The sequence below is a fragment of the Hwanghaeella sp. genome (genome assembly GCF_965227365.1).
Lineage (GTDB): Bacteria > Pseudomonadota > Alphaproteobacteria > UBA8366 > Aestuariispiraceae > Hwanghaeella.
On sequence record NZ_OZ245754.1, the window covers coordinates 2675234 to 2699343 of the forward strand.

The window sequence follows — 24110 nt, forward strand, 5'->3', positions numbered from 1 at the left end:
GGCCGCAGCTTAAGGATTTCGTCACGTGTTCAAATCGCTGTTCGGGAAAATTCTCAGCAAGGGCGTTTTCGCCTCCCTCATTGCCGGAGCGCTGCTTCTCGGCGGGGCGCAGAACGCGTCGGCGATCACGGTCATTCCCCTGGACAACGGATTCAGTGGATTTGCCCGGCAGGATATCGAATTTCTTCCGATCCTGACGGAGATTGATCACGATCCCCTCACGGTCGACATCTTCGATACCGGGTTTTACCAATTCTTCCTGGTCAACGAAGACTTCTCCGACCTGTCCCCGCAGCTCGTGACATTCGATTTCAATATCGTCCAGGGCAATCTGACCTTCTCGATACTGACGCCTGACTTCCCGGAACTGTCATTCACGTCGGCGGTCTTGTCCGGGTCCGGCGACTTGCTGAATCCGACCGCGGTCAGCTTCTCGTTCACGCTGGTTCCTCAGATCTTCTCGGTCCTCATCACGGATGACGGACAGGGCGCACAATACGACCTGGATCTGACCGTCACCGCGGTGCCGCTGCCGGTGCCCGGCATGCTGCTGGCAACCGCGCTGCTCGGTCTTGGCTTCCTGCGTCACCGCCGCAATCGCGCGTAACCGACGCGATCCGATACCGGCGCTTCCCGCGCCGTTTCAAGGAACGAGGCAAATTCAGTTTGCCTCGTTTTTTCTTTGCGGAATTGCGGAGAGGATCAGTGTCCGAACGCAACGCAGGTCAGCTGGATCAAGCCTCGTCGGCGCGCCAACAGGCGACATCGCGCCCGGCAACGGGGGCCAGATCGGGACGGTCGGCCGCGCACCGGCTGATCGCAATCGGGCAACGCGGATGGAAGGCGCAACCCGCCGGCGGGTTGATCGGCGACGGCAGCTCCCCTTCCAGCTTCAGGCGCTGTTTCGGCCGTTCCGGATCGGCGATCGGCGTCGCCGACAGCAACGCCTTGGTATAGGGGTGCCGGGGATTGCCGAAGATCTCGTCCCGTTCGCCGTATTCCACCGGCCGCCCGAGATACATCACCATGACCCGGTCGGCCATATGCTTCACGACCGACAGATCGTGGGAAATGAACAGATAAGCCAAGCCGAATTCGTCCTGCAAGTCGACCAGCAGGTTCAGGATCTGGGCCTGAACGGACAGGTCGAGCGCCGAAACAGGCTCATCCAGCACCAGCACCTTGGGGTTCATCATCAGGGCCCGCGCAACGGCGATGCGCTGGCGCTGCCCGCCCGAGAACATGTGCGGATATCGGTCATAGTGTTCCGGCCGAAGCCCGACCAGCGCCAGCATGTCCCGCGCCTTCTTCTCCCGATCCTCCCGGGAAATATCGGGCCGGTTGATCAAAAGCGGTTCGGCCAGGATGGTCCCGATTTTCTGTCGCGGATTGAGTGACGAATACGGGTCCTGGAAGACGATCTGCACCGCCGCGCGCAAATCCTTGTCCGGCCGTCCGGTTTTCTTGTCGACAACCGTATCCCCGATCCGGAAGGAGCCCTCCGTCGGCGGTTCGATCATCGTGATCAACCGCGCCAGCGTGGACTTGCCGCAGCCGCTTTCCCCGACCACCGCAAGCGTCTCGCCCTTGTCGAGGCGGAAGCTGACGCCTTGCAGCGCCTTCACGGACAGCTTTTCACCAAACCGCTTGCCGGCGATGTCGTAGTGACGGGTGAGGTTCTCACCGCTCAACAGAGGGGCATTCACGCTCATGTCCGTGCCTCCCCCTCCGCCTTCGCCGGCACGCCATGACGCAACGGCGTGTGACACAGGGCGAAGCCGTCCGCTTCGCCGGCGCGGTCGGCCTGACGTTTGTGGCACAAATCGAATGCATAGGCGCAGCGCGGCGCGAACAGGCAGCCTTCGGGCCGGTCGAACAGCCCCGGCACCACGCCGGGCAAGGTCGGCAGTTTCCGTCCTTCGGCCCGCTCCGGCAGGGCCGACAGCAAAGCCGAGGTATAGGGATGGTGCGGGTCACGAAACAGGTCGCGGACATTCTGTTCCTCAACCTTCTGACCTGCATATTGGACCGAGACACGCTCCGCCGTTTCCGCCACCACGCCCATGTCGTGGGTGATCAGGATCAGCGCCATGCCTTCCTTCTCCCGCAGTTCCAGCAGCAGGTCCAGAATCTGGGCCTGGATGGTGACATCCAAAGCCGTGGTCGGTTCGTCCGCGATCAACAGCTTCGGCTTGCAGGCAATCGCCATCGCGATCATCACGCGCTGGTTCATGCCGCCCGACAGTTGATGGGGAAATGCGCTCAGGCGCCGCTCCGGTTCCGGCAGACCAACCTGCTGCAACAGTTCCACCGCGCGCGCCCGGCGTGAGGCGCGTGTCCCGCCCAGATGGGTCTTCAGCGCTTCAGTAATCTGGAAGCCCACCGTGAAGCAGGGATTCAGGCTGGTCATCGGCTCCTGAAAGATCATCGCCATGTCTCTGCCGATGACCCTGCGCCGCTGTTTCGCCGTCTGCGTGGCAAGGTCCTTGCCATCGAATACCAGCCGATCCGCGGTGATCGTCGCAGTCCAGGGCAGCAGCCCCATCAAGGCCAGCATGGATACGGATTTTCCGGAACCGGATTCGCCGACGATCGCCATCAGGTCGCCGCGTTCGACCGACATGGAAACGCCATCCACCGCCCGGAACTGGCCTTGCGCGGTCTGAAACTCAACCGTCAGGTTTTCGATTTCCAGCAAACTCATGACAGACTCACGACCGTTTCAGCTTCGGATCAAGGGCGTCGCGCAGACCGTCGCCCATCAGGTTGATCGCCAGCACCGTGACCAGAATGGCGATGCCGGGGAACGTGACCACCCACCAGGCCCGCAGGATGAATTCCCGTGCCTCGGCCAGCATCGTGCCCCATTCCGGCAGCGGCGGCTGCGCACCGAGCCCCAGGAACCCCAGGGCCGCCGCGTCGAGGATCGCGGAGGAGAAGGAAAGCGCGGCCTGAACGATGATCGGGGCCATGCAGTTCGGCAGGATGGTGACGGTGACGAGGCGGAGCGTCCCTGCCCCGGCGACACGGGCCGAGGTGACATAGTCCCGGTTTCGTTCCGCCATGACCGAGGCCCGCGTCAGCCGGACGTAATGCGGCAATTGGATCACCGCGATCGCGATCATCGCGTTTTCCAGTCCCGGTCCCAGAATGGCCACCAGGACCAGAGCGAGCAAAAGACTGGGATAGGACAGAATGATATCCATCACCCGCATGGCGACGGTGTCGATCCAGCCGCCCAGGAAGCCGGCGAAGAGACCGATGGCAATCCCGACCAGGGCCGCGACGGAGACGACGATACAGCCGATGAATAGTGAATAGCGCGCGCCGTACATCAAGCGCGAGAGGATGTCCCGACCGACCGCATCGGTTCCCAGCAGAAACTGCATGCTGCCGCCTTCGACCCAGGCCGGGGGCTGCAGGAAATGGTCGCGATACTGCTCGATCGGGTCATGCGGCGCGATCACATCCGCCAGCAAGGCCACCGCGACGAGACACAGGAAAAAGACCAAGCCGGCGACGGCGCCCTTGTTCTCGCTGAAATAGGCCCAGAATTCGCGCAACGGACCTACCGGCCCCTGCTGGGCGGGGGCGGCCGATGCTTTCGAATTTGCAGTCGTATCGCTCATCGGTCCCGCCTCAGTGACGTACTTTGGGGTTGATAAGGCCGTAGAGCAGATCGACGGTCAGGTTCACCACCATCACGATCATCGCGATCAGCAGCAAACCGCCCTGCACCACTTCGTAATCACGCGCCGATACGGAATCGATCATCCATTTGCCGACACCGGGCCAGGCGAAAATCGTCTCCGTCAGGATCGCACCGGCGAACAGCACGCCGATCTGAAGACCGATCGTGGTGATCACCGGGATCATGGCATTGCGCAGCGCGTGGATGCCGACGACACGGAGGGGCGAAAGCCCTTTGGCGCGGGCTGTCCGGACGTAGTCTTCGCCCAACACTTCCAGCATGGCGGACCGCGTCTGACGGGCGACGACCGCCAAGGGGATCGTGCCGAGGACGATCGAGGGCAGAATCAAGTGGTTCACCGCCGACAGGAAAGCGCCCTTCTGGTCCGACAGCAGACTGTCGATCAACATGAAGCCGGTCACCGGTTCGAAAAAGAACAGGAAGGAGATACGACCCGAAACCGGCGTCCATTCCAGCATGCCGGAAACGACGATGATCAGCATCAGCGCCCACCAGAAGATCGGCATCGAATAGCCGATCAGGGCGGCCCCCATCACCGTGTGGTCCAGGGTACGTCCGCGCCGGATCGCCGCGATCACGCCGGCCGGGATTCCGACCACGACCGCCAGGAACATCGCGCACAGGGACAGTTCCATGGTCGCGGGAAAAAGCGTCAGAAATTCCTGCAGCACCGGCACCTTGGTGCGGAAGGATTCACCGAGGTCGCCCTGCAGGACACCCCAGAGGTAGTCGAGATATTGCTGCCAATAGGGGCGGTCGAAGCCGAATTCGTGGAGCAGACGCTGATAGCGCTCCTCGGTCATGCCGCGCTCACCGGCCATCAGCAGGACCGGGTCGCCCGGCAGCATGCGGATGAACAGGAAAGAGAGCAGCGTGGCCCCGATGAAAGTCGGGATCATCAACCCGACGCGCCGGAGGAGAAGTTTGAGCATAAGAATTTTTTCGAAATAGATCTGCGACGAAGAAGGCGGAGGACCTAAGCCCCCCGCCCCCGTTCGTCAAGCAATCTACTTCAAATCGACGCCATAGAAGATATGGCCGCCGAACGGATCGATCTTGAAGTCCACGACTTCCTTGCGAACCGGTTTGAACACGACCGAATGCGCGATCGTCGCCCAGGGGGCCTGTTCCTTGAACACGACCTGCGCCTGCTCGTAGAGCTTCGTGCGCTCGGCCGTATCGGAAACCACCTTCGCCTTCTGGATCAGGTCTTCGAAGGGCTGGTGGCACCACTGCGCCCGGTTGGAACCGCCGACCGCGTCACAACCCAACAGAACGGCCAGGAAGTTGTCGGGGTCGCCATTGTCGCCCGTCCAACCCAACAGGACGGCACCGTCGCGATCCAGTTCCTTGGAACGCTTCAGATACTCACCCCATTCGAACTGAATGATCTCGACATTGACGCCGACCTTCGCGAAATCGGCCTGCATCACTTCGGCCATGCGCTTGGCATTCGGGTTGTAGGGACGCTGAACCGGCATCGCCCAGATCTTCATGTTGAGATCCTTGACGCCTTCGGCTTCCAGCATCTTCTTCGCCGCTTCCGGATCGTACGGATCGTCCTTCAGATCGGCCTTGTAGGACCAGATCGTCGGCGGAATCGGGTTCGAGGCGACCTTGCCGGCGCCCTGGAAGACCGCATCCAGGATCGCTTCCTTGTTGATCGCCATGTTCAGGGCCTTGCGGACCTTCACGTTGTCGAACGGCGCAACCTTGGTGTTATAGGCCAAGTAACCGACGTTCAGGCCTTCCTGGCTGAGCAGGGTAACGTCGGCGTCGGCCTTCATCGTCTCCAAGTCAGCCGGGTTCGGATACGGCATGACATGGCATTCGCCGGCCTTCAGCTTCTGATACCGGACGGACGCGTCGGGCGTGATCGCGAAGATCAGCGTGTCGATCGCGGCCTTGCCGGCCCAATAGCCTTCATGCGCCTGATAGCGGATGACGGCGTCCTTCTGATAGGCCTGGAACTTGAACGGGCCGGTACCGACCGGCTGCTGGTTCAACATTTCCATTTTGCCGTCGGCGGCCAACTTGTCCGCGTATTCCTTGGATTCGATGGACGCGAAATCCATCGCCAGGTTCGCGATCATCGGGGCTTCCGGACGGTTCAGCGTGAACTTCACCGTATAGTCGTCCACCTTCTCGACCGACTTGATCAGATCGGGCATGGACATGCCGTCAAAATACTCCCACGCGGCACCGGACACATAGGAATGGTACGGGTGGTCCTTCACGCGCTGACGCTCGAACGAAAAGACGACGTCATCGGCGTTGAAGTCGCGCGACGGCGTGAAGAAGCTCGTCGTGTGGAATTTCACGCCCTTGCGCAGGTGGAAGACATATTCCAGGCCGTCGTCGCTGACATCCCAGGACGTCGCCAGGGCCGGAACGACCTTTGTCGTGCCGCGCTCGAACTCAACCAGCTTGTTGAAGATCTGGCGCGAGGAGGCATCGAAAGTCGTGCCCGCCGTGTACAGCGCCGGGTCGAACCCTTCCGGGCTGCCCTCGGAGCAGTAGACAAGCGTCTTGGCGTGAGCCGATGCAGCCACGCCAAGCGCCAAGGCACCTGCCGCGACGGCAATCGCTATCTGTTTCATTGGAAATACTCCCGTTTTTTCATAGGTCACGGGGCCGCCCGAGGTCGGACCGCTGGCGCGGCCGTTTACATTCCCCCAAAAGCGTTTAGACGCCCCCGTTGCGCGGATCGTCCGCCCCTTCACCACCCGTTGCAAGCAAAAAATCCGAATACGCTGATACAATCTTTTGTAATGCTTCTAAACTGTTAAGAGTCCTTCAAGTGGCATCCCCATCCTGGGGACTACCCCCGAGGGAAACGATCAAGGTGCGTACATCGTCGGCCGCCAGGTCCAGCGTTTCCGAATCCGTGCCGCGCAAAACCAGGGAGGTGCGGAAGCCTTCGTTGGTATAGGCGGGATAGGATCCGATATCGATGTCCGGGAACCGCTTCTGGATCGCCTGCAATCCACCGGCGATCACCCCTTCCCCCAATTCCGCAATTACGGTGCGTGACAGCATCTTCGGCCCACCGGTCAGGGTTGGGATGACGTTGTCCAACATCGCCTGCATGATGCGTGGCACGCCGGCCATCACGTATACGTTCTCGACAACGAAGCCCGGCGCGGTGGAAACGGGATTGTCGATCAGGCCCGCGCCTTCCGGCGTGTTCGCCATCCGTTGGCGCATCTCATTGTATTCCATACCCGTGCGCTCATAGTGCGCGACGAGCCGGCGGTTCGCCTCGGGGTGACGGATCAAATCCCGGCCGAAGGCCTTGGCGACGCATTCGGCGGTGATGTCGTCATGTGTCGGGCCGATGCCGCCGGTGGTGAAAAGATAAGTGTATTTCGACCGCAGCCGGTTCACCGCTTGGACGACTTCCGCCTCCACGTCGGGCACCACGCGCACTTCCCGTAAGCGAATGCCCGCCTCGTTCAAACGGCCCGCGATATGGGGGATGTTCTTGTCGTGTGTTCGCCCGCTCAGGATTTCGTTCCCGATGATCAATAGGGCCGCGGTTACGGTCTTACCGTCGCTCAATGGTCTCTCCCTCGAAATGGGGCGCCTTCCATGGACGCCCCGTGGCACCGCGCAACATCTAGACCGCGTCGGGCTGTTTTCCAGGCGCCGCGGCCGCGACCTCCGGCAATTGGGACAAGGCCTCGTCGATCCGCACGATCGTCGGATAGGGCGACATGTCGACATTGAAACGCCGAGCGTTGAAAACCTGCGGTACGAGGCAGATATCGGCCATGGTCACCGTATCGCCATGGCAATAGGTGCCGGTATGGGCACTGCCGGCCAATTGCGCTTCGATGGCGGTGAACCCCAGATCGACCCAATGGGCGTACCATTTGTTCTTCGCGTCCTCCGACTGCCCCAATTCACCGGTCAGGTAATTGAGGATACGCAGATTGTTCAGTGGATGGATGTCACAGGCGATGGCTTGGGAAATACCGCGCACCCGCGCTTTACCCAGCGGGTCCTTCGGCATGAATGCCGGTTCCGGATGAACGTCGTCGAGATATTCGATGATCGCCAGGGACTGAGTGAGCGTGGCATCTCCGTCCACCAGGGCGGGCACCAGTTGCTGCGGGTTGACCTTGCTGTACCAGTCGCTGCGCACCTCCCCGGTTCGCAGGTTCACGAAGGTGCGTTCCGGTTCCAGCCCCTTCAGGTTCAGGGCAATGCGGCAGCGATAGGCCGCCGACGAGCGAAAATAGTCGTAGAAATGCACGTGAGTTCCTCCCCAAGAGCCTATTTGAACATTCTTCAGCGCAATCAGGCGGTACGCTGTTCACGGGGCCATATCCGCGGAAACCAGTCTTCCGGAAGCCGGTCACCGTCGCTCAGCTTCAGCCCCATCTCCGGATAAGGCGGCGACGGAAGCCCAGGGCGTTCGGCATACCGGGCGTCATCGCCGAACATCCGGAATGAGACGGCGCGCCGACGCCGCGCCTGCTCGTTCCGCGGAGCGTTGTGCAGGGTCCGGAAGTGGAAGGCCAGCGCATCCCCGGGTTCCAGATCCCAGCTGATCATCCGCGCCGCTGCCGAAGTATCGTTGTCGATATCCGGCACCGGAATATAAGTGCCGTCAGAATAGTCATACCCGTAATCCGCGCCGTCCTTGAAGAAACGCGGGCGATACAATTGTCCATCCTTGTGGGAGCCGCGCAGGAAATGGGGACATACATCGGCGGGTACGGGATCAAGCGGAATCCAGACGCTGACCGTCTGTTCGCCCGTCGCCACGTAATAGGGCTGGTCCTGATGCCAGGGGGTGTATTCCTGCGTCCCCGGTTCCTTGATCAGGACATGTTCGTGAAAGATGTAGGCGCGCTCGCTGCCCATCAGCTGCGCCGCGGCCTCGGCCAGACCGCTATCGTAAAAAATGTCGCGGAAGGCGGCGATGCGGTCCCAGTTGCAATAGTCGCCGAAGTAACGGCCGGCTTTCCCGTCATCGGTATAGCTGGATGACATCGGACCGGGATTCTTCAGGTTTTCATCGACCCCCTCACGCAGGCGCTCCAACCATTCCGGTGTGAACAACCCGCGCAGTACCGTGACGCCATCTTCCCGGTATGCATTCCGCTCCGCGTCCTTCACCTTGGTCATGGCAAATCACTTCCCTCTGCATCAGCGTCGGCACGGTATCGCAGGCACCATCCGTCGTCACAGATTTTCAATGCGTACGGGTTCGATCCCGTCGCCCGGCGTGAAGCCGAAGACCTGGGCATAGAAGGAGAGTTCCGCTTCGAGCGCCCGGCGAACGTTTTCCGCGCGCCTGAAACCGTGCCCCTCCCCGTCGAACAGCAGGTAGGCGACAGGCAAGCCCTTTTCCTTCAACGCCGCGACCATCGATTCCGCCTGGTTCGGCGGCACCACCTTGTCGTCGGCGCCCTGCAGGAAAATGACCGGGCAGCTCAGCAGTTCCGTATGGTGGATCGGCGAACGTCGCCGATACAGATCGGCATGTTCGGGCCACTCCCCAACCAACCGGTCGAGGTATCGGCTCTCGAATTTATGGGTATCCCGGGTCAGGGCTTCCAAATCGCCGATGCCATACGCGCTGCACCCCGCCTTGAAAACGTCGTGGAAGGTCAAGGCGCTGAGCACCGTGAAACCGCCGGCGCTGCCGCCGGTGATCGCCATCCTATCGCCGTCGACCATGCCTTGATCGGCCAGATAACGGGCCGCGTTGACGCAATCCTCCACATCGACCACGCCCCATTTACCGTCTAGCCGCTGGCGATAGTCCCGGCCATAGCCGGTGCTGCCGCCGTAGTTGACGTCAACGACGGCGAAACCGCGGCTGGTCCAATACTGAATCTTCAGCGCCAGGGCATTGCTTGACTGGCCGGTCGGTCCGCCGTGTCCTTTGACGATCAGCGGCGGTCGTTCCGTGTCCGGCGCATGAAACGCGGCATTGGCCGGCGGATAGAAATAGGCATAGGCTTGCCGTCCATCGGCGGTTGGAAACCGTATCGTCTGCGCCTTTGAGATTGAGGAAGGGTCGAGGTCGGTTTCCGACGACCGCCGCAAAACCGCCCAGTCCGCTTGTGCCGGTTTCCATTCGACCAGTTGATCCGGCGCATCGGCGAGGCCGCCGGTGAACCAGACTTTCCCGCCATGCGCGACAAGCCCGTTGAACGACACGTAGTCCGTCGCGACGGGATCAAGGGCGCCAGTATCGAGGTTCAGGATGCCGAGGCGCCATTCCCCATCCACCGCATGCGCCAGCACCGCCTGTTCATCGTTCAGGAACGCATAGGTGCTCATCCCGAACTGCCAAAGCGGCAGCCCGCATTCCGCCTCCATCGCATAGTGGCGTTCCGTCGTTCCGGCCCGGTACAGGTTCCAATACCCGCTTCGGTCGGAGACATAATAGAGCTCTCCACCCGGCGACCAACCGGGCTGAAATATGCTTTCCCGCATCCCCCCTGCGATTGTCACGGGATCCGTCAGTTTTCCTGTCGCGTCGAAGGCGGACAGTTTCAGTTCCGTTCCGTCCCAGGGCATGTTGGGGTGTCGCCACTCAACCCAGGCAAGATCGGCCCCATCTGGGGAAAGTCTCGGGAAGGCATAGAAATCGGCCCCCTGCGCCAACACCGATACGGATCCGTCGAAGCCGATCGCGACGATGCTGTTCGACGATTCACCCGTGCCCGAAAAATCTTCCCGAACGGCGATCAGTCTTTCCCGGTCCTCATCGAGGATCAGGTCCGCGAAGCTGACTTCGCCCTTGCGGGTGACCGGCACCGGCCTGCCCGTCCCATCGGCGCGGTAGATCCTGTTGTCGGAACCGTTGACGAACCAGGCGCCGCCGCGCCCGGCGACAAAGCACAAACCGCCATATTCGTGCACCCGGCTGCGCACATTCATTGGTGAAGGTGTCATATCCGCGCGCGCACCATCGGCCGACCGGCGGACCAGGACCGTCCGTCCCGCTTCCCAAGGCCGCAGTTCGGTCCAATAGACAGTGTCATCATCAACGCCGACCTGCCCGAGAGACACGGCGCCCTGTGTGATTAGATCCGTCGTAATTTCGGAACGCCAGGTTCCGTAAGGTGCGATTTCAGGCACGGCCCATCCCAAAGAAACAAAACAGAGGCAAAAGCTTAGCGAGACTCCTGGAACGGTGCAAAAGGCCTGGCTACGGAAATGCGCGCAAATCGCCGCAGTTCGCCCCAAAGACGCCGGATCGTGGCTATCAGCGCATCACCATCAACAGTTTACGCATTTCCAGTTCTTCCAGCGGGAATTTGCCCGACGGTCCCGGTGCCAGGACATCGGATTTCGGCAGCCGTAGCAGTTCCGTCTGCAGGATAGAAGCGAACTTGACGCCTAGCCCTGCTTTCCAGGCCAGCGTCACCGCGGCTTTGTTCGCCTCCGCCCCCTGCAGGGCGCGCCGAACGATCGTGTCATGCACGCCGGTCATCAGGGACAAAGCCGACAAGACGAAGGTTTCCTCCCCCCTCGCCGCCGCCTGGGCCATGAGGTCCGGCGTCAGTTTGCCGTCGCGGTGAAAGATGTGCGCGCGGGCAACCTCTGGATCACTTTTGTCCCAGGCCATTTTCAGGTCCTGCATCCGGTCCTTGACGGAGCGGCGCAGGCGATCCTTCGTCTCCGCGTCTATTTCGTCATGCTCCGACAGCAGCTTTTCCACCAGTCGTTCGCTGGCGTAAGAGGCGATCCGGATCACCAATTCATTGGCAAGTCCGCCGCGTTCGACCAGGGGCTGGTGCCATCCCGGATGGTTCTCGCCCGCCTCGACGATCGCCTCCATCGCCTGTTGTCCGATTTCCGCCGTTCGGTTGGCCAGCAGCGCCGGCACAGCCAGGTCGTCCTCGGTGGCGACGATCGCCTGGGACACGGAGGCGGTCAGGTTTTCGCGCCGGGCAACGGCGGCAAGCGCCTCCCCGTTCACGCCCGTCGATATCAAGTCGATCAGGTCCGTTTCGCTCAGCAGCGGGGAAAACTCCAGGACCGGGACGGACACCATGGCCTCGGTATCGCGAGCCAGCGTCATCACGATGTCTTTCGGCACATTGTCCAGCGCCTTGACCTGTTGGGCGATCAACGCACGAACCGTCGGCAGGCGATCCTGCGCCAGGACACCGGCGACCTGGAAGGCCATGTCGACGATCTTCTGGTTCTGTTCGCCGGATATGCGGGGCAGGATACGGCCCATCTTGTCGGCGATGCCACCGCGGATATCGTCATCCTCATCCTTGGCGAGGACGAGGTCCGCCTGGATAGGGGCGCTATCGTTGCCGGAAACCGCGCGCCGCACATCCTTCGACTTGTCATTCGCCAGGAAGAACAGGACCTCCGCCGGGACGTCGTCCTCCTGCGCCAAGGCAGCCCGTTCCTGAGCAGATCCCTTTTCCGCGATCGTCTTCGCGCGCTCATACGTGGCATCGCGTTCGACGGCGGTCTTGCCGCCTGTATTGTAGAAATCGCTAAGGGATGGTGGGGTCATGGATATGTCCTGGATCGCTTTCGAGCAAACGACAGCCCGGACGGTCTTGATGGGCTCATGCCAAACAGGCTCAATCCGGTTGCCTATTCTATTGAAATAACCTTGTGCTGCCGCCAATAGACGGAGCGCTGTTCGGGCTCATGCTCCGCACGGGGCGGATTATCGTACGAGAAAATGCCGTGTTCCGCCTTATCGCGGATGATTTCCTCGATTATATCGATATCGATCGTTTCCACGCCGCTGGAGAAAGCATAGATCAGCGCCGTGTCGCAAATGACATTGATCAGCCGCGGGATACCGCCGGTCGCCTTCGCGATGCGGTCCCGCGCCGCCTTGGTGAAAATTTCCCGACTGGCCCCCGCCAGCTTGAGGCGGTGGTTGATGTAATCCCCTGCCTCTTCGGTGTTGAAGGGTTTCAGATGGAAATCCGAGGCAATGCGTTGCGCGAACTGCACCAGTTCGGGGCGTTGCAGCAATTGCTTCAATTGCGGCTGGCCGACCAGAATGACCTGGAGGAGCTGATCCTTGTCCGCGTTGATGTTGGAGAGCATTCGAAGCTCCTCCAATGTCTGCGGCCCGAGGTTCTGCGCTTCGTCGACGATCAGGATCGTTCGCCGGCCGGCCGCGTATTCCTCGATCAGAAAGTCGGTGAATTGCGCATGCAGCGCGACCACCGGCTTGTCTTCATAGGGCTTGCCGAACGCCATCAGCACCCAGTGCAGAAGCTCACCACGATTTTCGAAGGCATTGGACACGAGGCCGACCGTGACCTCCTGCCCCAGATTGTTCAGCAAATGCCTGATGAGGGTGGTCTTCCCACTACCGATTTCGCCGGTGATCACCGTGAAACCGGCCCGGTTCATGATCCCGTATTCGATCATGGCGAAAGCGAGCGAGTGCGCTTTGCTCCAGAACATGTAATCGGGGTCCGGCTGAATAGAGAAAGGCTTCTCCTTCAAGCCGAAGAAAGCTTCATACATGTTTGATACCAAACCTCTCAGGCAATGACGGCGCGCCCCGGAACAACCACACTAGTCCTACTGTAATTTGGGGCGGTTCTCATGGATTACCACCCAATTAGTCCCCTGAGAAGGTCCCGACCTCTTTTCGAAGTTCTTCAAGTGCCTGTTTTACCTCGTCCAATTTCTCGAACGGCGCGGATTCGGAAAGCTCGACCACCTTCTCGAATTCGGTTATTGCGGCGCTGATATTCTTCTGGGCACGGTAAACCATTCCCAGATGATAGCGAACTTCCGCGAGGTTCGGGAGTTGTTGCGCCGCATCCCGCAAATAGGGAAGCGCCCTGTCCGACTGTCCATTCAAATAATAGGCCCAACCGATCGTATCCTGGAATTGCGGCACATTGACGGTCATGAAGGGTTCCATCGCCGCCAAGGCCTTTTCCGCGGACTCCTTGTCACTGAACAAAGTCGTCAAGGTGGACGCATAATTGTTCGCGACAATGGGCGAGTTCGGCGCCGATTCGTACATCAACCGGTATTCCTCCAGCGCCTTTTGCTTGTCCCCGCGACGTTCATGGATCCCGGCCTTCAAAAGGCCAAGGGTCGCATCATTTGGAATTTTCTCAGTCCCCTGTTCGAGCACGGCCAGCGCGCCATCCTCGTCGCCGTTGGAAACCAAGAAACGCGACAATGCTGTGTAGACCATCGGCGAATTGGGAACGCGCTCCACCGCTTGATTCAGGACGCCCAAAGCGTCGTCCTTCCGGTCCAATTCGGAATAGAGTTGGCCCAGCAAGACATGCGCAAAGACGTTGTCCGGGCTGGTATCCAGGACCGAAGTCAGGAAGGTTTCGGCCTTTTCCGGCTCGCCGCTTCGATAATAGGCGTCCACCAGGGAAGCCATCGGACGGAATGCGTCCGGCGCAGATTGCTGGGATTGCTCGAACGCCTGAATACTCTGTTCGAACTTCTGCTGGCCCTGCAGTGCAATCCCCTTGATCCGGTTGACGACGCTGTCCTCGTCCTCGAGTTGGCGCAGCCTTTCGGCCACCTGCTCCGCGCCGGCCCAATCCTGCAAATTGATCAGTACCTGCGCCAAGGCCCGATGGGCCGTGACATTGTTGGGCTCTGCCTGCACGACCCGGGCAAGGGCGTCTTTGGCGCGTTCGATCTTACCGTTTCGGGCAAGGAAATTCGCGTAGGGAAGCCCGATGTTGGAGGCACCGTTGGCAACCTCAAAGGCCCGTGTGTACTGGTCTTCCGCCAGTTCTGTCGAACCGTTGCCTTCGTAGGCGGACCCGAGCAGAACAAGCGCCCGGATCGAGTCGGGGGCGTCACGCAGAACGGTTCGAAGGTCGATGATGGAATCGTCGAACTTCCGTTCGGCATTGTTAATTGCGGCTCGGGTGGTCAAGGCCGCGACGTTCTTCGAGTCTTCCGCGAAGATATCGGCCAGTATCGACTTTGCCTCATCGACATTACCGGCCAAGCGCGCCATCTCGGCCATCTGGTTCTTCGCGGTGAGCTTGTCTTCCGCGCTGGCATCGGACGCAATCAGGTCATTCAGCACCGCCAATGCCTGATCGTTTTCCTGTCGAGAGAAGTAGAGCTGCGCCAGAGCCATTCGATAGCGTGAAGCGTTCGCATCGTTTCGGCTGATAAGCGTCTTCAACTCCTCGATCGCCTGTTCTGGTCCGCGAACCGTATTGAGAAACCGCACGACCCCAAGGGCCGCGTCAAAATCACCCGGATTGGAGTCGGCTTTACCGCGGATCACCGCTTCCGCGTCGTCGGTCCGCTCTTGCTGCAGATAGAGTCTGACGAGGCTGCTCTTGAACGCATCCGTATCCGGATAGAGCTCGATCAAGCGCCTCAAGACGGTTTCAACTTCGCCCACCTCGTTAAGCATCGCGAGGGCGCGGATCTTGATCAACTGAAGAGCAACATTCCGCTCATCATGCTCGATCCCGGTATCCAGCAGAGCGATGGCATCGCGCACCTGTCCTGCGGCCATGCGTTCGGCCGCAAGCACGGAAATCGCATCGATATTGGTCGGGTCCTTCTGCAGGGCCTTGTTGGCTGCCGCAAGGGCGCCTATCGGATCATCCAGGTTCAACAACACGGCTGCCCGGAAGGTCAGGCCGTCGACGGATTCCGGATCGATTTCCGACGCCTTGTTGCTGAGTTCAAGGGCCCGGTCGATCTGACCGCCGAGCAACATCATGCGGCCGAGCCGCACCGTCGCGCCATGATGGTTCGGGTCCAGATCGATGATCTTCTCGAGCAGGCTGCGAACGCCTCGCCAATTGGCCCGTTTTTCCTCGATACGCGACAGGGCATAGAGCGAGGGGACGTGATCGCCATTGATTTGAAGCGCGTTGCGGAACTCCAAGGACGCCTGATCGTCCTTGCCTTCCTCCAGCAACTCGGTTCCGGACTGGTAATAGTCGGCGAGCCGCTCTTCAGGAGAGTCGCAGGCAGCGAGGAGGAGACCGACCCCAAGGGCTATTCCCGCAATCTTCATGTTCGAAATGGTGCCACGCCGAACACGGGAAGTTTGTATGTTTTTAGCCATGAAAACGCTCTCGATGCTTCTTGTTTACAGAAGAACTCCGCCCACCATCAACTTGATGCGCATAGAATATGATCTGCAAACCATAGTCCAACCATAAAAACCGAGTGTGACAAATACTGGCTTTCGGCGCCACTGTATGTCGTTTGACGTGCCGATGATTGCCGAAACCGGGATTTCCTTTTTCACCGAACTCTCACTTGGCTTCTTTATCGCCCGAGCCGGCGCCGATCCTTTTCCCACTCCCAAGCATGACTGATGATATCGCTGAGTTCCGGATAGACCGGCGACCATCCCAATACAGTGTTTGCCTTGCCCGGCGCGCATGTCAGGCTGGACGGGTCCCCTTCACGGCGCTGCCCCACCTTTGTCGGGATCGCATGGCCGGTCACGTCTCGGCATGTGTCGATGACTTCCTTCACGGAAAAGCCTTTGCCAACGCCGATATTGAAGGTTTCGAAACCTCCCGGGCTGTTCGAGCCGGCCCCTTCCGCGAGCCGGTCGAGGGCGCGAATATGGGCCTGGGCAAGATCCACCACATGCACATAGTCCCGCACGCAAGTTCCATCTGGCGTGTCGTAGTCGGTACCATAGATCGTGATCTCTTTCCGCTTGCCGGAAGCAACCTCCAATACCAACGGAATCAGATGCGTTTCCGGCTCATGCGCCTCGCCAAGCTGGTTTTCGGTATCCGCGCCGGCGGCATTGAAATAGCGTAAGGCTATGGCTTTGAGGCCGTAGGCTTTGCAGGCGTCCTTTAAAATCGTCTCACACATCGCCTTACTGCTGGCATATGGGTTCTCCGGCTGGATGGGCAGATCTTCCGACAGCGGTTCGCTCGTCGTCGAACCGAAGATGGAGGCGGTGCTCGAGAAGACGATCGAAGGCACCCCCGCTTCGACCATCGCCGTCAACACGCTGTTCACGCCGCCCACATTGTTGAGGTAATAGGTCAGCGGCTTTTCGACGGACTCGCCGGCCGCGATGAGGGCTGCGAAATGAATGACGGCATCCGGTTTCCAGTCCCGCATCACCTGGATCAATGCCTCGGTGTCCAGGATATCGCCTCTTACAAGCCGCCCCTCACCGATCGCCCAATCGTGGCCGCTCGACATATTGTCAAAAACAAGCGTCTCGAAACCGGCAAGCCTCAACCTTGCCGACGTGATGGACCCAATGTAACCGGCACCACCGGTTACAAGGATTTTTCTATTACTCATTTGTTACGTTCCGTTTCTCAGTGTCGCGGCAATGTCTCCGAGTACCGCCAGCCCGCATTGCAAAGCGGTATTAGGAAAAAGAAGGCAGGCATTTAGACAATCGCTGCGGCAGGGTTGCGGCGACAATACGGCACGTCAACGAATTGCTTCAACCCGCCCGGAACCACCGTCAACGAATATTGAAAAACAGCCTCCGCTAATCTTCAGACATTTGGGGCTTTGGTGGACCGAGCGGGGATACCGACGACAGTTTCGTGCGCTGGAACGTCGCCCGTGACAACTGCGTTTGCGCCGACCCTGGCATGATCGCCAATCGTCAAGGGACCCAGAATTTTGGCGCCGGCACCGATATCGACATGGCCCCCCACTCTTACATGCCCGGCGATCGTGACTTGCTGAAAGAACAGACAATTCGGCCCGATCGTAGCGCCGGGATGAATCACCACCCCGTTTGGGTGCGGCAATGAAAGGCCGCCCTCAATCTGACAGCTGAGAGGTATATCCGCCCCCGTCACGATCGACCAAAATCTATGCCAAAGCACCCAGTACTGGGGGATGACGGGCAATGACCGCCGTTTGGCGTTTTGGTAGCCTCTGATTGCACGAAGCAACTGACGAGAGGGGTCCCAAAACCGCCGAGGACGTTCTCTAGACCAATCCGGGTCTGTCGCGGAGACTTGGTTCATATCATCAATCAGCCAATGAATGCGAGCCGTGCTGCCTTTATGGCCAATCCAGGCGAGGAAAGACACCTCAAAGGGCAATGTCAATTAATGTACAAATATTAGATCCAAATCTCGATTTTGCTTAGTCGATCCTACTGGCAAGGCTTATTCGAAAAGGATCTTTGACCTGATGGTGTGGACGCCCCCCGCCAGCGGCGTTGATACGCCATACTGCGGTTGTCTATGGCCGCAACAAAGGGGATGCATGCAAGGAATGGGACGCTGTCGCCCGGCAAGTTCGAGAGACAACAGGAGCTTAAACCCGAAGGTGTCCAGAAAACTCGAGGCTATTCATCCTCGATGTTAGCAACAGAAAAAGTTCGAATAAAACTAACTACCGTTGGAACCGGGCCAGCCCAATGCCTTTCGGTCCAGATAATCAAACTTCGATCCATTATCAAAACTTGGCATCAGAATAGGCTAAAATAAAATTTTTGCAGGTTCCGCCTATTCAGGCGGGATGAATTCCGGCAGAACCGCAACTGTCTCCAGGAACATGCTTTGCAACCGCTCCTCCGCCTCAAACTCAGTTTCTGCTGGACCAATCGGGGTGAAAAGACGAACCAGCGCGCCATCCGTCCGACCTAATCGCACGCCATCGACGAGCAAAAAGAACTTTGCGGCAAAGTCCCAGGCAACATGCCGACCGTGCATCTCGAACCAATAATAGACCAGCATCCGGGCCTCGCCTTTTTGAATAATGGCCCGATTGATATTGTAGTCGGCTTCGACGGGTAGTCTTTCGGAAATGTCGATGCGCTCAAGCTTCGCAATTTCCCAGCCCGCGCCCGGAAGGCAGACCTCGGGGGAATGCGTCCCGCCGTCGGACTGGTCGTCGTACCAAGCCGCGAAGAAGTCGACATAAGTGCGTTCGTCCGGATTTCGGAACACGACCGAATGGTAGTCATCGGCGCCAAGGCTTTCTTCGATCGCAGCATCCAATCGAACCGGCGGCGACGAAACCCAATCGCCTAGGCGCGTGGGGTACAGAACGAACGGCGACCGATCGACCGCAACTTTTTCGACCTGCGGTGAGAAGTACCAGGCGATAGAGACAACGATCATCAGGGCTGTGGCAATCACCATCCCCATAGACGGCTGAGCGAATTTCAGCCGCGCCATCTGTTTCGCGATACCGCTTGTATCGAGATCAAGGGCGGTTGTCAGTGAGAGCCGCTGAGGATGCAGGAACAGCAACAACCAAGCGAGGAAGAAAAGAAGAACGACGCAGGTACCAAAAATTACCCAACCTTCGAAGAAATGCGAAAACCCTTCGAGATGTTCCAAGCCAAGCTTGTCGGTGATAATACCCGCAATCGCGATCCTCACGGAGTTCATCACCACCGTGATCGGAGCTGCGGAAATCAACAGTATGGCTTTGTGCCACCAAGGGCCGCGATACAGGACAGCAAAGATGTAAGAAAAGGACAGGATCGGGAACAAATACCTCAATCCTGAGCACGCTTCGGCAACGTGCAGTTTGTAGACGCCGAGGTCGATTATGTTGCCTTCCAGGAATACCGGTATGTCCAGAAGTTTCAGGAACCACACGCCCAGTTCTGAAGACACCCCCTGCAGGAAGGTCGAAAGCTTGAAATACAAAAGCCCCGGCAGCGGCAGCATATAGACCAGATGCAGTACTGGCGCCCAGAAGCGCTTGCCCTGCTCCCACCCGAAGGAGAGCAGCAAGAGCGCCCAGACCCAGACGATAAGCGCATAGGCTACGACATCGTCGATCCGGGAAAGTTTGCCGATTGCCGCCATGAAGAGCGCGAAAACCAAGGCCAGCAGCCCCGGCACATAGTCCGTGACCGGCTCGAGGCGTACTTCTTCGGTCTTCAAATGGCGCAGGAACAGAAGCGCGGAGAGTACCGGAATAAGCGGCCCGTGACTGTATTCGGGCAGTTGCCAGGCATGCAGCAGGGCCTGAATGGCTTCCGAGAAAATGAAGGCCGCGACCACGACCATCAGAATCAGTAGAGCCGGGCCACCCAAGGCATTAAGAACCGACACCTTCGGCCGCTCGATTGAAGTATCCATCATGAGAAGTGGTGCTGATAAGTTGCCGAGCCGAAAGTGATGTAAAATGCCTAAAGCACTTGATTTTAGTGCACATCCTTATGCAAAGGACCAGAACTCTATCGTAAGTAATTTGACGCAGCAAACTCAAACTTGTGTGACTGCTCCCCCCCAACATGCGAAGTGATTTGCGCATCCCGTTGGGATTCGAAGCGGGTCGAAGAATGCCAAACGCCAGAGAGAGCAGCCCATTTACCCGAACATCCCCCCATAGAAAGCAGCCCAGACGATCCAACTCCATTAGAACAGACAAGCCCGCTTCCGGTTCCCCGATCATTCGTCGACGCTCATTCGCTGGGCACCCTGGGCAGCGGTTCGCCAGGCGGGCGTAAATGTCATGGAAAAGCTGGTGATCCAGGTTGCGCTGGTGCGAAACTCTAGCTCTATTAGGCGCTTCATGGGGATCGTTGCGGAAACCGGACAAAACCGTCCTTTCGGCCGGATGCACCGTTGGAATCGCTCCCGCCAAAGCCACGGACGCCATTTCCGCCCTGGTATTACGCTTTTGAAAGTGAACGACTAATGTCGCCGTCGTCGAAGTTCCACCGCATCCGCGAAGCCCTTAGAAAGCCAGCAGAAGCCCGAAGCCTCACTGAAAAGACTCTGATTTCCGGCGCCCTGATCACCACGGAAACCGTGGCCTCGACGTTGGTCAGAATCGTGTCCTCTTTGGTTTTGACGCGCTTGCTCGGGCCCGACGTGTTCGGGGCAGCCGTCGTCCTGCTGCTGGCGCAATACATTCTCGCCATGCTCACCGACCTTGGTATCCGCTCCTTGATTTTCGTGTCAGACAATAACGGCGACCCGAATTTCCTAAGGACATGCTGGACCCTGGCGATCCTCCGTGGGGCGATCCTCGGCGCGTCGATGGTCTGCATCGGCATCGTCCTCTACCAACTGCAACAGCAATCATTCTTTCAAGGCGAAAGCGTATACCGTAACGAGGACCTGCCGGGCGTGATGGCGGCGCTCGGCCTGCAGTTTCTCATTCTCGGTTTCGCGTCGACGAACGAATTCGTCTACGAAAAACACTTCCGCATGCGGTTGGTGGTCATCATCAAGATACTGCAACAGGTGACCACAACGGTCGTCTGCATCATCGCGGCCCTGATTTATCCCAGCATATGGGCAATCGGGATCGGGATGGTTACGTCCGCCGCCGTCAGAACGGCGCTGACGCATTGCCTGCTGGACGGCCCAAGGATGAAGCCCCGCTGGCAGAAGGAACATGTCGCCGAACTGGTCAGCCGGGGAAAGTGGGTCGCATCACACTCCATACTCTATCTCTTTTCCGCGACCGCCGATCAGATCCTCTTCAGCATATTCCTGCCGGCGCAGGGCCTCGGTCTCTACTATCTCGCCAAGCAGATCATCTCAATTCCGGCGCAGTTCGCGGAAAAGCTCAACAGCAGCCTGACCCTTCAATTCTTCGTCGAATTGAAGGAACGCATGGATGTCGAGGCGTTCCGGAAGAAATACTACCGCTACAGGGTGCCGTATGACATTGTCCTGGCCGTCTGTTCCGGGGGGGCATTGATCGCCGGTCCGACGGTCATCGACATCCTCTACGATCCCCGCTACGCGAGTGCTGGCCAGATCCTTCAAATCCTGGCCGTCGGTCTGCCGCTGACCGCCTTTTCGATAATCGGCGGAGCCTTCAATGCGTACCGCCAGTTTCGCATCATGGCGGTGTTCTACGCCTGCAAGACAGTCGCAATCTGGGCGGGCCTGATCGTTGCACTGGTCTATTACGAAAATGAGACCGCGGCCTTCGCCGTCGTCTCTTTACACCGGCTGGTGGAGGTTGTTGCCATGCTGTTAGTCGCCAGGGCGCGGTCTTGGGTCAGCATCCTACAGGAGGCCCGCATCGTTCCGTTATTCGCCGTCGGCATGGGTCTCGGCTGGGTTTTCTTAGAAGTCTGGGGCTCTCTTCGCATGCTGATGGGCGGTCTCTAAAGTCGATCGACGGACCGAATGAAGTCTGGGCGATTGTATTTGTTCACGACCAACTCACCACGGGACGGAACCTTCGCATTCTGACCGTTCACGGTACCAATTCCCGAAGCACGCCGACGACCGTTCCACGCTTCACGTGAAGAATTCTAACTTCGCGTTGATGTCTGGAGTTTCTGGATGATCGGAAGCAAGGTGCAGGTGGAGGCGAAAATCCTGTTGAATTAGAGAGTTCCACATGCCTAACTTTGGTGCGGGAGCGAAAAATTATTCGCCACAATTAAAATTAACACAGCAAGATAAAAACCCTAAATTGAAAGGGCCAACTGTGACTGAACCGTTACTTCCGTTTCATGTCGCCAACCTAGTGCTCGACAACAATGCTGCTAAGGATGCCGGTGAAAAGCTAGGGCCAAGCTATCAGAGCAAATTACCATTTCCATATGGTTGCTTTGATAATTTTCTTCCGGAAGAGATTCTCGATCGGGTATTGGAAGACTTGCAGATAATGCCCGAACCAGAAAGGTCGTTTGACCGAAGCCAAGAACGTTACAAGAGCAGCTATATTCCCGAACGGCTTCCCGCTTACACCCGTTCGGTTCTCTATGCATTGAACTCTCGTCCCTTCATCCTCTTTCTGGAACGATTAACGGGAATAAACGGACTGATCCCAGATCCTTATTTTATGGGCGGGGGAATCCACGTTGTTGAAAACGGCGGCCATTTGGATATTCACGCAGATTTCAATCATCACAAACCAATGAATTTGGAGCGACGCCTGAATGTTTTGATTTATCTGAACAAGGATTGGAAAGAAGAATACGGTGGCGCCTTTGAGATATGGTCGAAGGACATGTCTCACAAAGTCGAGGGATTTGCGCCCATTTTCAATAGGATGTGCTGCTTCAACACGGGCTCTGACACCTTTCACGGCAATCCAGATCCCGTGAACCATCCTAAGGGAACTCCAAGGCGATCCATTGCGTTGTACTACTACACGGCGACCTGGGATGACTCCCGAAAGGCCCATACGACCCAATTCAAGCCGAGGCCTAATTCCAAAGACAAGAAAGACACCAGGGTTGCGCGAAATGAATTCCTGGCGGATCTCTTGCCACCCATTCTCTATCGACGGATTGCAGGACCACTGAGGCGGTTAGGGTTTTGAACAGACGGAACTTAAATCCCAACCCGTCATTTCCGCTCAAAGATACCAGTAGCAAGGTGCATGCGAAATTTGGATGAACGCTAAGCAGAGCACGCCCCGAAGAGGCTAATGCGGTGCCGAGTGTAATGTCCTGCTGCCCAGACTCGAATGCACTTGATGTGCTTCAATATACACTCCGTTTACATGGCCGAAAACTTCGAGGCTGTCATCGCTTCCGTTCCACTTCCGGGCCGGGAAAACCTGCGGGAAAAACACTAACTCAAGACGATCCAGTTTGCAGGGTGCAGATCACAGAGCCAACTTTTTGATCTGGGACTCTATGGGGGGCCGTCACCTGACCAACTACTGAGTGTCGACTGTAAGCAATTATGAACTCAGTATGAGATACTTTCGGCACGACATCATAATTAAAGAAAATTTATCTACTGTTATTCGCCTCAGATAAGAAAAGGAACTAAGATTTAAAGTACCGGAAGACTACCATTGCAATGATTTACGTTCCCCATTGTGATGTGCCACAGTCGCAGACTGAGGTTATAGGTTATCATTCTTCGACAGGAGGTAAGTCACTGTGATAAAACGCTTTGCAAGAATTGGTGTATCTATGTTCGTAAAACAGTTTGGCTGGGAGTTGGTTCCACAACGCGACGTTCGCAAATTTCTGCCTGAGGCATATTTCACAGCGTTTTTGCAGGACAATCATATCACAACAGTTTTTGATGTCGGTGCGAACCGTGGTCAGTTCCGTGACATGTGTAGGAAAGCTGGGTTTAAAGGCAGAATAATATCGTTCGAGCCTGCAACTGACCTTTTCACGAATCTAAAAGCAAAGAAAGAAGATGATGTCTTATGGGAAATACACAACTTTGCCTTAGGTAGAAAAGAAGGTAACCAACAATTCAATCTCATGGAAGAGAGTGTATTTAATTCTTTTCTTGAACCAAGTCATTCTGCAGTCGACGATTATTTAGAAAAGAATGTAATCAAGGAAAAGCAAGAAGTAAAAATTTCGACGTTGGACAATTTCGTCAGGGATAGCTCAATCAAAATTGATTTGAATAAGACACTACTAAAAATCGATACACAAGGTTGAGCTGAGACAGTATTCCCCTGACAGTTAGGTCCATCCTGGTCCGGCATTGAGAGTCGGAAAGAGGTGTGGCCATGCCGCTCCGCGAAGGGGTTAGGATTTGTTTGCGAAGACAACATCCAACCT

18 protein-coding genes are annotated in these 24110 nt (G+C 57.9%); 4 read left to right on the forward strand and 14 right to left on the reverse strand.

The features are described from left to right. Positions 1-25: 25 nt before the first annotated feature. Positions 26-607, forward strand: coding sequence for a hypothetical protein (locus ACQK2G_RS12200; protein ID WP_425405304.1), 582 nt, complete (start codon positions 26-28; stop codon positions 605-607). Positions 608-734: 127 nt separating this feature from the next. Here the strand turns inward: ACQK2G_RS12200 and ACQK2G_RS12205 are convergent, their stop codons facing one another. The 14 genes from ACQK2G_RS12205 to xrtD all read right to left on the reverse strand — a co-directional run bounded on the left by ACQK2G_RS12205 (position 735) and on the right by xrtD (position 19737). Then, positions 735-1712 (reverse strand): ABC transporter ATP-binding protein, encoded by a 978-nt coding sequence (locus tag ACQK2G_RS12205; RefSeq protein WP_425405305.1) that lies wholly within the window; start codon positions 1710-1712, stop codon positions 735-737. Then, on the reverse strand, positions 1709-2704 hold the full coding sequence (locus tag ACQK2G_RS12210) for an ABC transporter ATP-binding protein (protein ID WP_425405306.1): 996 nt from the start codon (positions 2702-2704) through the stop codon (positions 1709-1711). Before ACQK2G_RS12210 ends, ACQK2G_RS12205 begins: the two co-directional genes overlap by 4 nt. A gap of 7 nt (positions 2705-2711) precedes the next feature. Beyond that, positions 2712-3629 (reverse strand): ABC transporter permease subunit, encoded by a 918-nt coding sequence (locus ACQK2G_RS12215; RefSeq protein WP_425405307.1) that lies wholly within the window; start codon positions 3627-3629, stop codon positions 2712-2714. 10 nt (positions 3630-3639) lie between these two features. Further along, the gene (locus ACQK2G_RS12220) at positions 3640-4644 is read right to left on the reverse strand and encodes an ABC transporter permease subunit (protein WP_425405308.1); all 1005 of its coding nucleotides are present in this window, start codon (positions 4642-4644) and stop codon (positions 3640-3642) included. A gap of 75 nt (positions 4645-4719) precedes the next feature. Next, complete coding sequence (locus tag ACQK2G_RS12225; protein WP_425405309.1) at positions 4720-6312, reverse strand: ABC transporter substrate-binding protein; 1593 nt, start codon at positions 6310-6312, stop codon at positions 4720-4722. 196 nt (positions 6313-6508) lie between these two features. Beyond that, entirely contained in the window at positions 6509-7273 is a 765-nt protein-coding gene (locus tag ACQK2G_RS12230; protein ID WP_425405310.1) for a competence/damage-inducible protein A, read from the reverse strand. 58 nt (positions 7274-7331) lie between these two features. After that, positions 7332-7970 (reverse strand): maleylacetoacetate isomerase, encoded by a 639-nt coding sequence (gene maiA / locus ACQK2G_RS12235; protein ID WP_425405311.1) that lies wholly within the window; start codon positions 7968-7970, stop codon positions 7332-7334. 44 nt (positions 7971-8014) lie between these two features. After that, positions 8015-8848: a phytanoyl-CoA dioxygenase family protein gene (locus tag ACQK2G_RS12240; protein WP_425405312.1), complete on the reverse strand. Its 834-nt coding sequence runs from the start codon at positions 8846-8848 to the stop codon at positions 8015-8017. A gap of 57 nt (positions 8849-8905) precedes the next feature. Next, positions 8906-10816, reverse strand: coding sequence for a prolyl oligopeptidase family serine peptidase (locus tag ACQK2G_RS12245; protein ID WP_425405313.1), 1911 nt, complete (start codon positions 10814-10816; stop codon positions 8906-8908). Positions 10817-10943: 127 nt separating this feature from the next. Further along, positions 10944-12215, reverse strand: coding sequence for a DUF2336 domain-containing protein (locus tag ACQK2G_RS12250; protein ID WP_425405314.1), 1272 nt, complete (start codon positions 12213-12215; stop codon positions 10944-10946). A gap of 83 nt (positions 12216-12298) precedes the next feature. Then, positions 12299-13195, reverse strand: a complete 897-nt coding sequence (locus ACQK2G_RS12255; protein ID WP_425405315.1) for an ExeA family protein — start codon at positions 13193-13195, stop codon at positions 12299-12301. A gap of 97 nt (positions 13196-13292) precedes the next feature. Then, positions 13293-15752 (reverse strand): tetratricopeptide repeat protein, encoded by a 2460-nt coding sequence (locus ACQK2G_RS12260; RefSeq protein WP_425405316.1) that lies wholly within the window; start codon positions 15750-15752, stop codon positions 13293-13295. A 206-nt stretch (positions 15753-15958) separates the two neighbouring features. After that, positions 15959-16969 (reverse strand): UDP-glucose 4-epimerase GalE, encoded by a 1011-nt coding sequence (galE, locus tag ACQK2G_RS12265; protein WP_425405317.1) that lies wholly within the window; start codon positions 16967-16969, stop codon positions 15959-15961. Positions 16970-18141: 1172 nt separating this feature from the next. After that, a complete protein-coding gene (xrtD, locus tag ACQK2G_RS12270) occupies positions 18142-19737 on the reverse strand; it encodes a VPLPA-CTERM-specific exosortase XrtD (protein ID WP_425405318.1) in 1596 nt (531 codons plus the stop codon). 558 nt (positions 19738-20295) lie between these two features. On the opposite strand from xrtD, the gene ACQK2G_RS12275 reads away from it, so the two are divergent. The 3 genes from ACQK2G_RS12275 (at position 20296) to ACQK2G_RS12285 (ending at position 23987) form a co-directional block, all read left to right on the forward strand. Beyond that, a complete protein-coding gene (locus ACQK2G_RS12275; protein WP_425405319.1) occupies positions 20296-21729 on the forward strand; it encodes an oligosaccharide flippase family protein in 1434 nt (477 codons plus the stop codon). Positions 21730-21964: 235 nt separating this feature from the next. Next, entirely contained in the window at positions 21965-22894 is a 930-nt protein-coding gene (locus tag ACQK2G_RS12280) for a 2OG-Fe(II) oxygenase (protein ID WP_425405320.1), read from the forward strand. A 571-nt stretch (positions 22895-23465) separates the two neighbouring features. Continuing rightward, positions 23466-23987 carry an FkbM family methyltransferase gene (locus tag ACQK2G_RS12285; RefSeq protein ID WP_425405321.1) on the forward strand — a complete coding sequence of 174 codons (522 nt, stop codon included), beginning with the start codon at positions 23466-23468 and terminating at the stop codon, positions 23985-23987. Positions 23988-24110: the final 123 nt, after the last annotated feature.

Excerpts from the sequence above, each read along its gene's own strand:
- ACQK2G_RS12215 (WP_425405307.1), bottom strand. The coding sequence starts at position 3,629 with ATGAGCGATACGACTGCAAATTCGAAAGCATCGGCCGCCCCCGCCCAG.
- galE (WP_425405317.1), bottom strand. The coding sequence starts at position 16,969 with ATGAGTAATAGAAAAATCCTTGTAACCGGTGGTGCCGGTTACATTGGG.
- xrtD (WP_425405318.1), bottom strand. The coding sequence starts at position 19,737 with ATGATGGATACTTCAATCGAGCGGCCGAAGGTGTCGGTTCTTAATGCC.
- ACQK2G_RS12240 (WP_425405312.1), bottom strand. The coding sequence starts at position 8,848 with ATGACCAAGGTGAAGGACGCGGAGCGGAATGCATACCGGGAAGATGGC.
- ACQK2G_RS12225 (WP_425405309.1), bottom strand. The coding sequence starts at position 6,312 with ATGAAACAGATAGCGATTGCCGTCGCGGCAGGTGCCTTGGCGCTTGGC.
- ACQK2G_RS12220 (WP_425405308.1), bottom strand. The coding sequence starts at position 4,644 with ATGCTCAAACTTCTCCTCCGGCGCGTCGGGTTGATGATCCCGACTTTC.
- ACQK2G_RS12280 (WP_425405320.1), top strand. The coding sequence starts at position 21,965 with ATGCCTAACTTTGGTGCGGGAGCGAAAAATTATTCGCCACAATTAAAA.
- ACQK2G_RS12275 (WP_425405319.1), top strand. The coding sequence starts at position 20,296 with ATGTCGCCGTCGTCGAAGTTCCACCGCATCCGCGAAGCCCTTAGAAAG.
- ACQK2G_RS12255 (WP_425405315.1), bottom strand. The coding sequence starts at position 13,195 with ATGTATGAAGCTTTCTTCGGCTTGAAGGAGAAGCCTTTCTCTATTCAG.
- ACQK2G_RS12250 (WP_425405314.1), bottom strand. The coding sequence starts at position 12,215 with ATGACCCCACCATCCCTTAGCGATTTCTACAATACAGGCGGCAAGACC.
- ACQK2G_RS12260 (WP_425405316.1), bottom strand. The coding sequence starts at position 15,752 with ATGGCTAAAAACATACAAACTTCCCGTGTTCGGCGTGGCACCATTTCG.
- ACQK2G_RS12210 (WP_425405306.1), bottom strand. The coding sequence starts at position 2,704 with ATGAGTTTGCTGGAAATCGAAAACCTGACGGTTGAGTTTCAGACCGCG.
- ACQK2G_RS12205 (WP_425405305.1), bottom strand. The coding sequence starts at position 1,712 with ATGAGCGTGAATGCCCCTCTGTTGAGCGGTGAGAACCTCACCCGTCAC.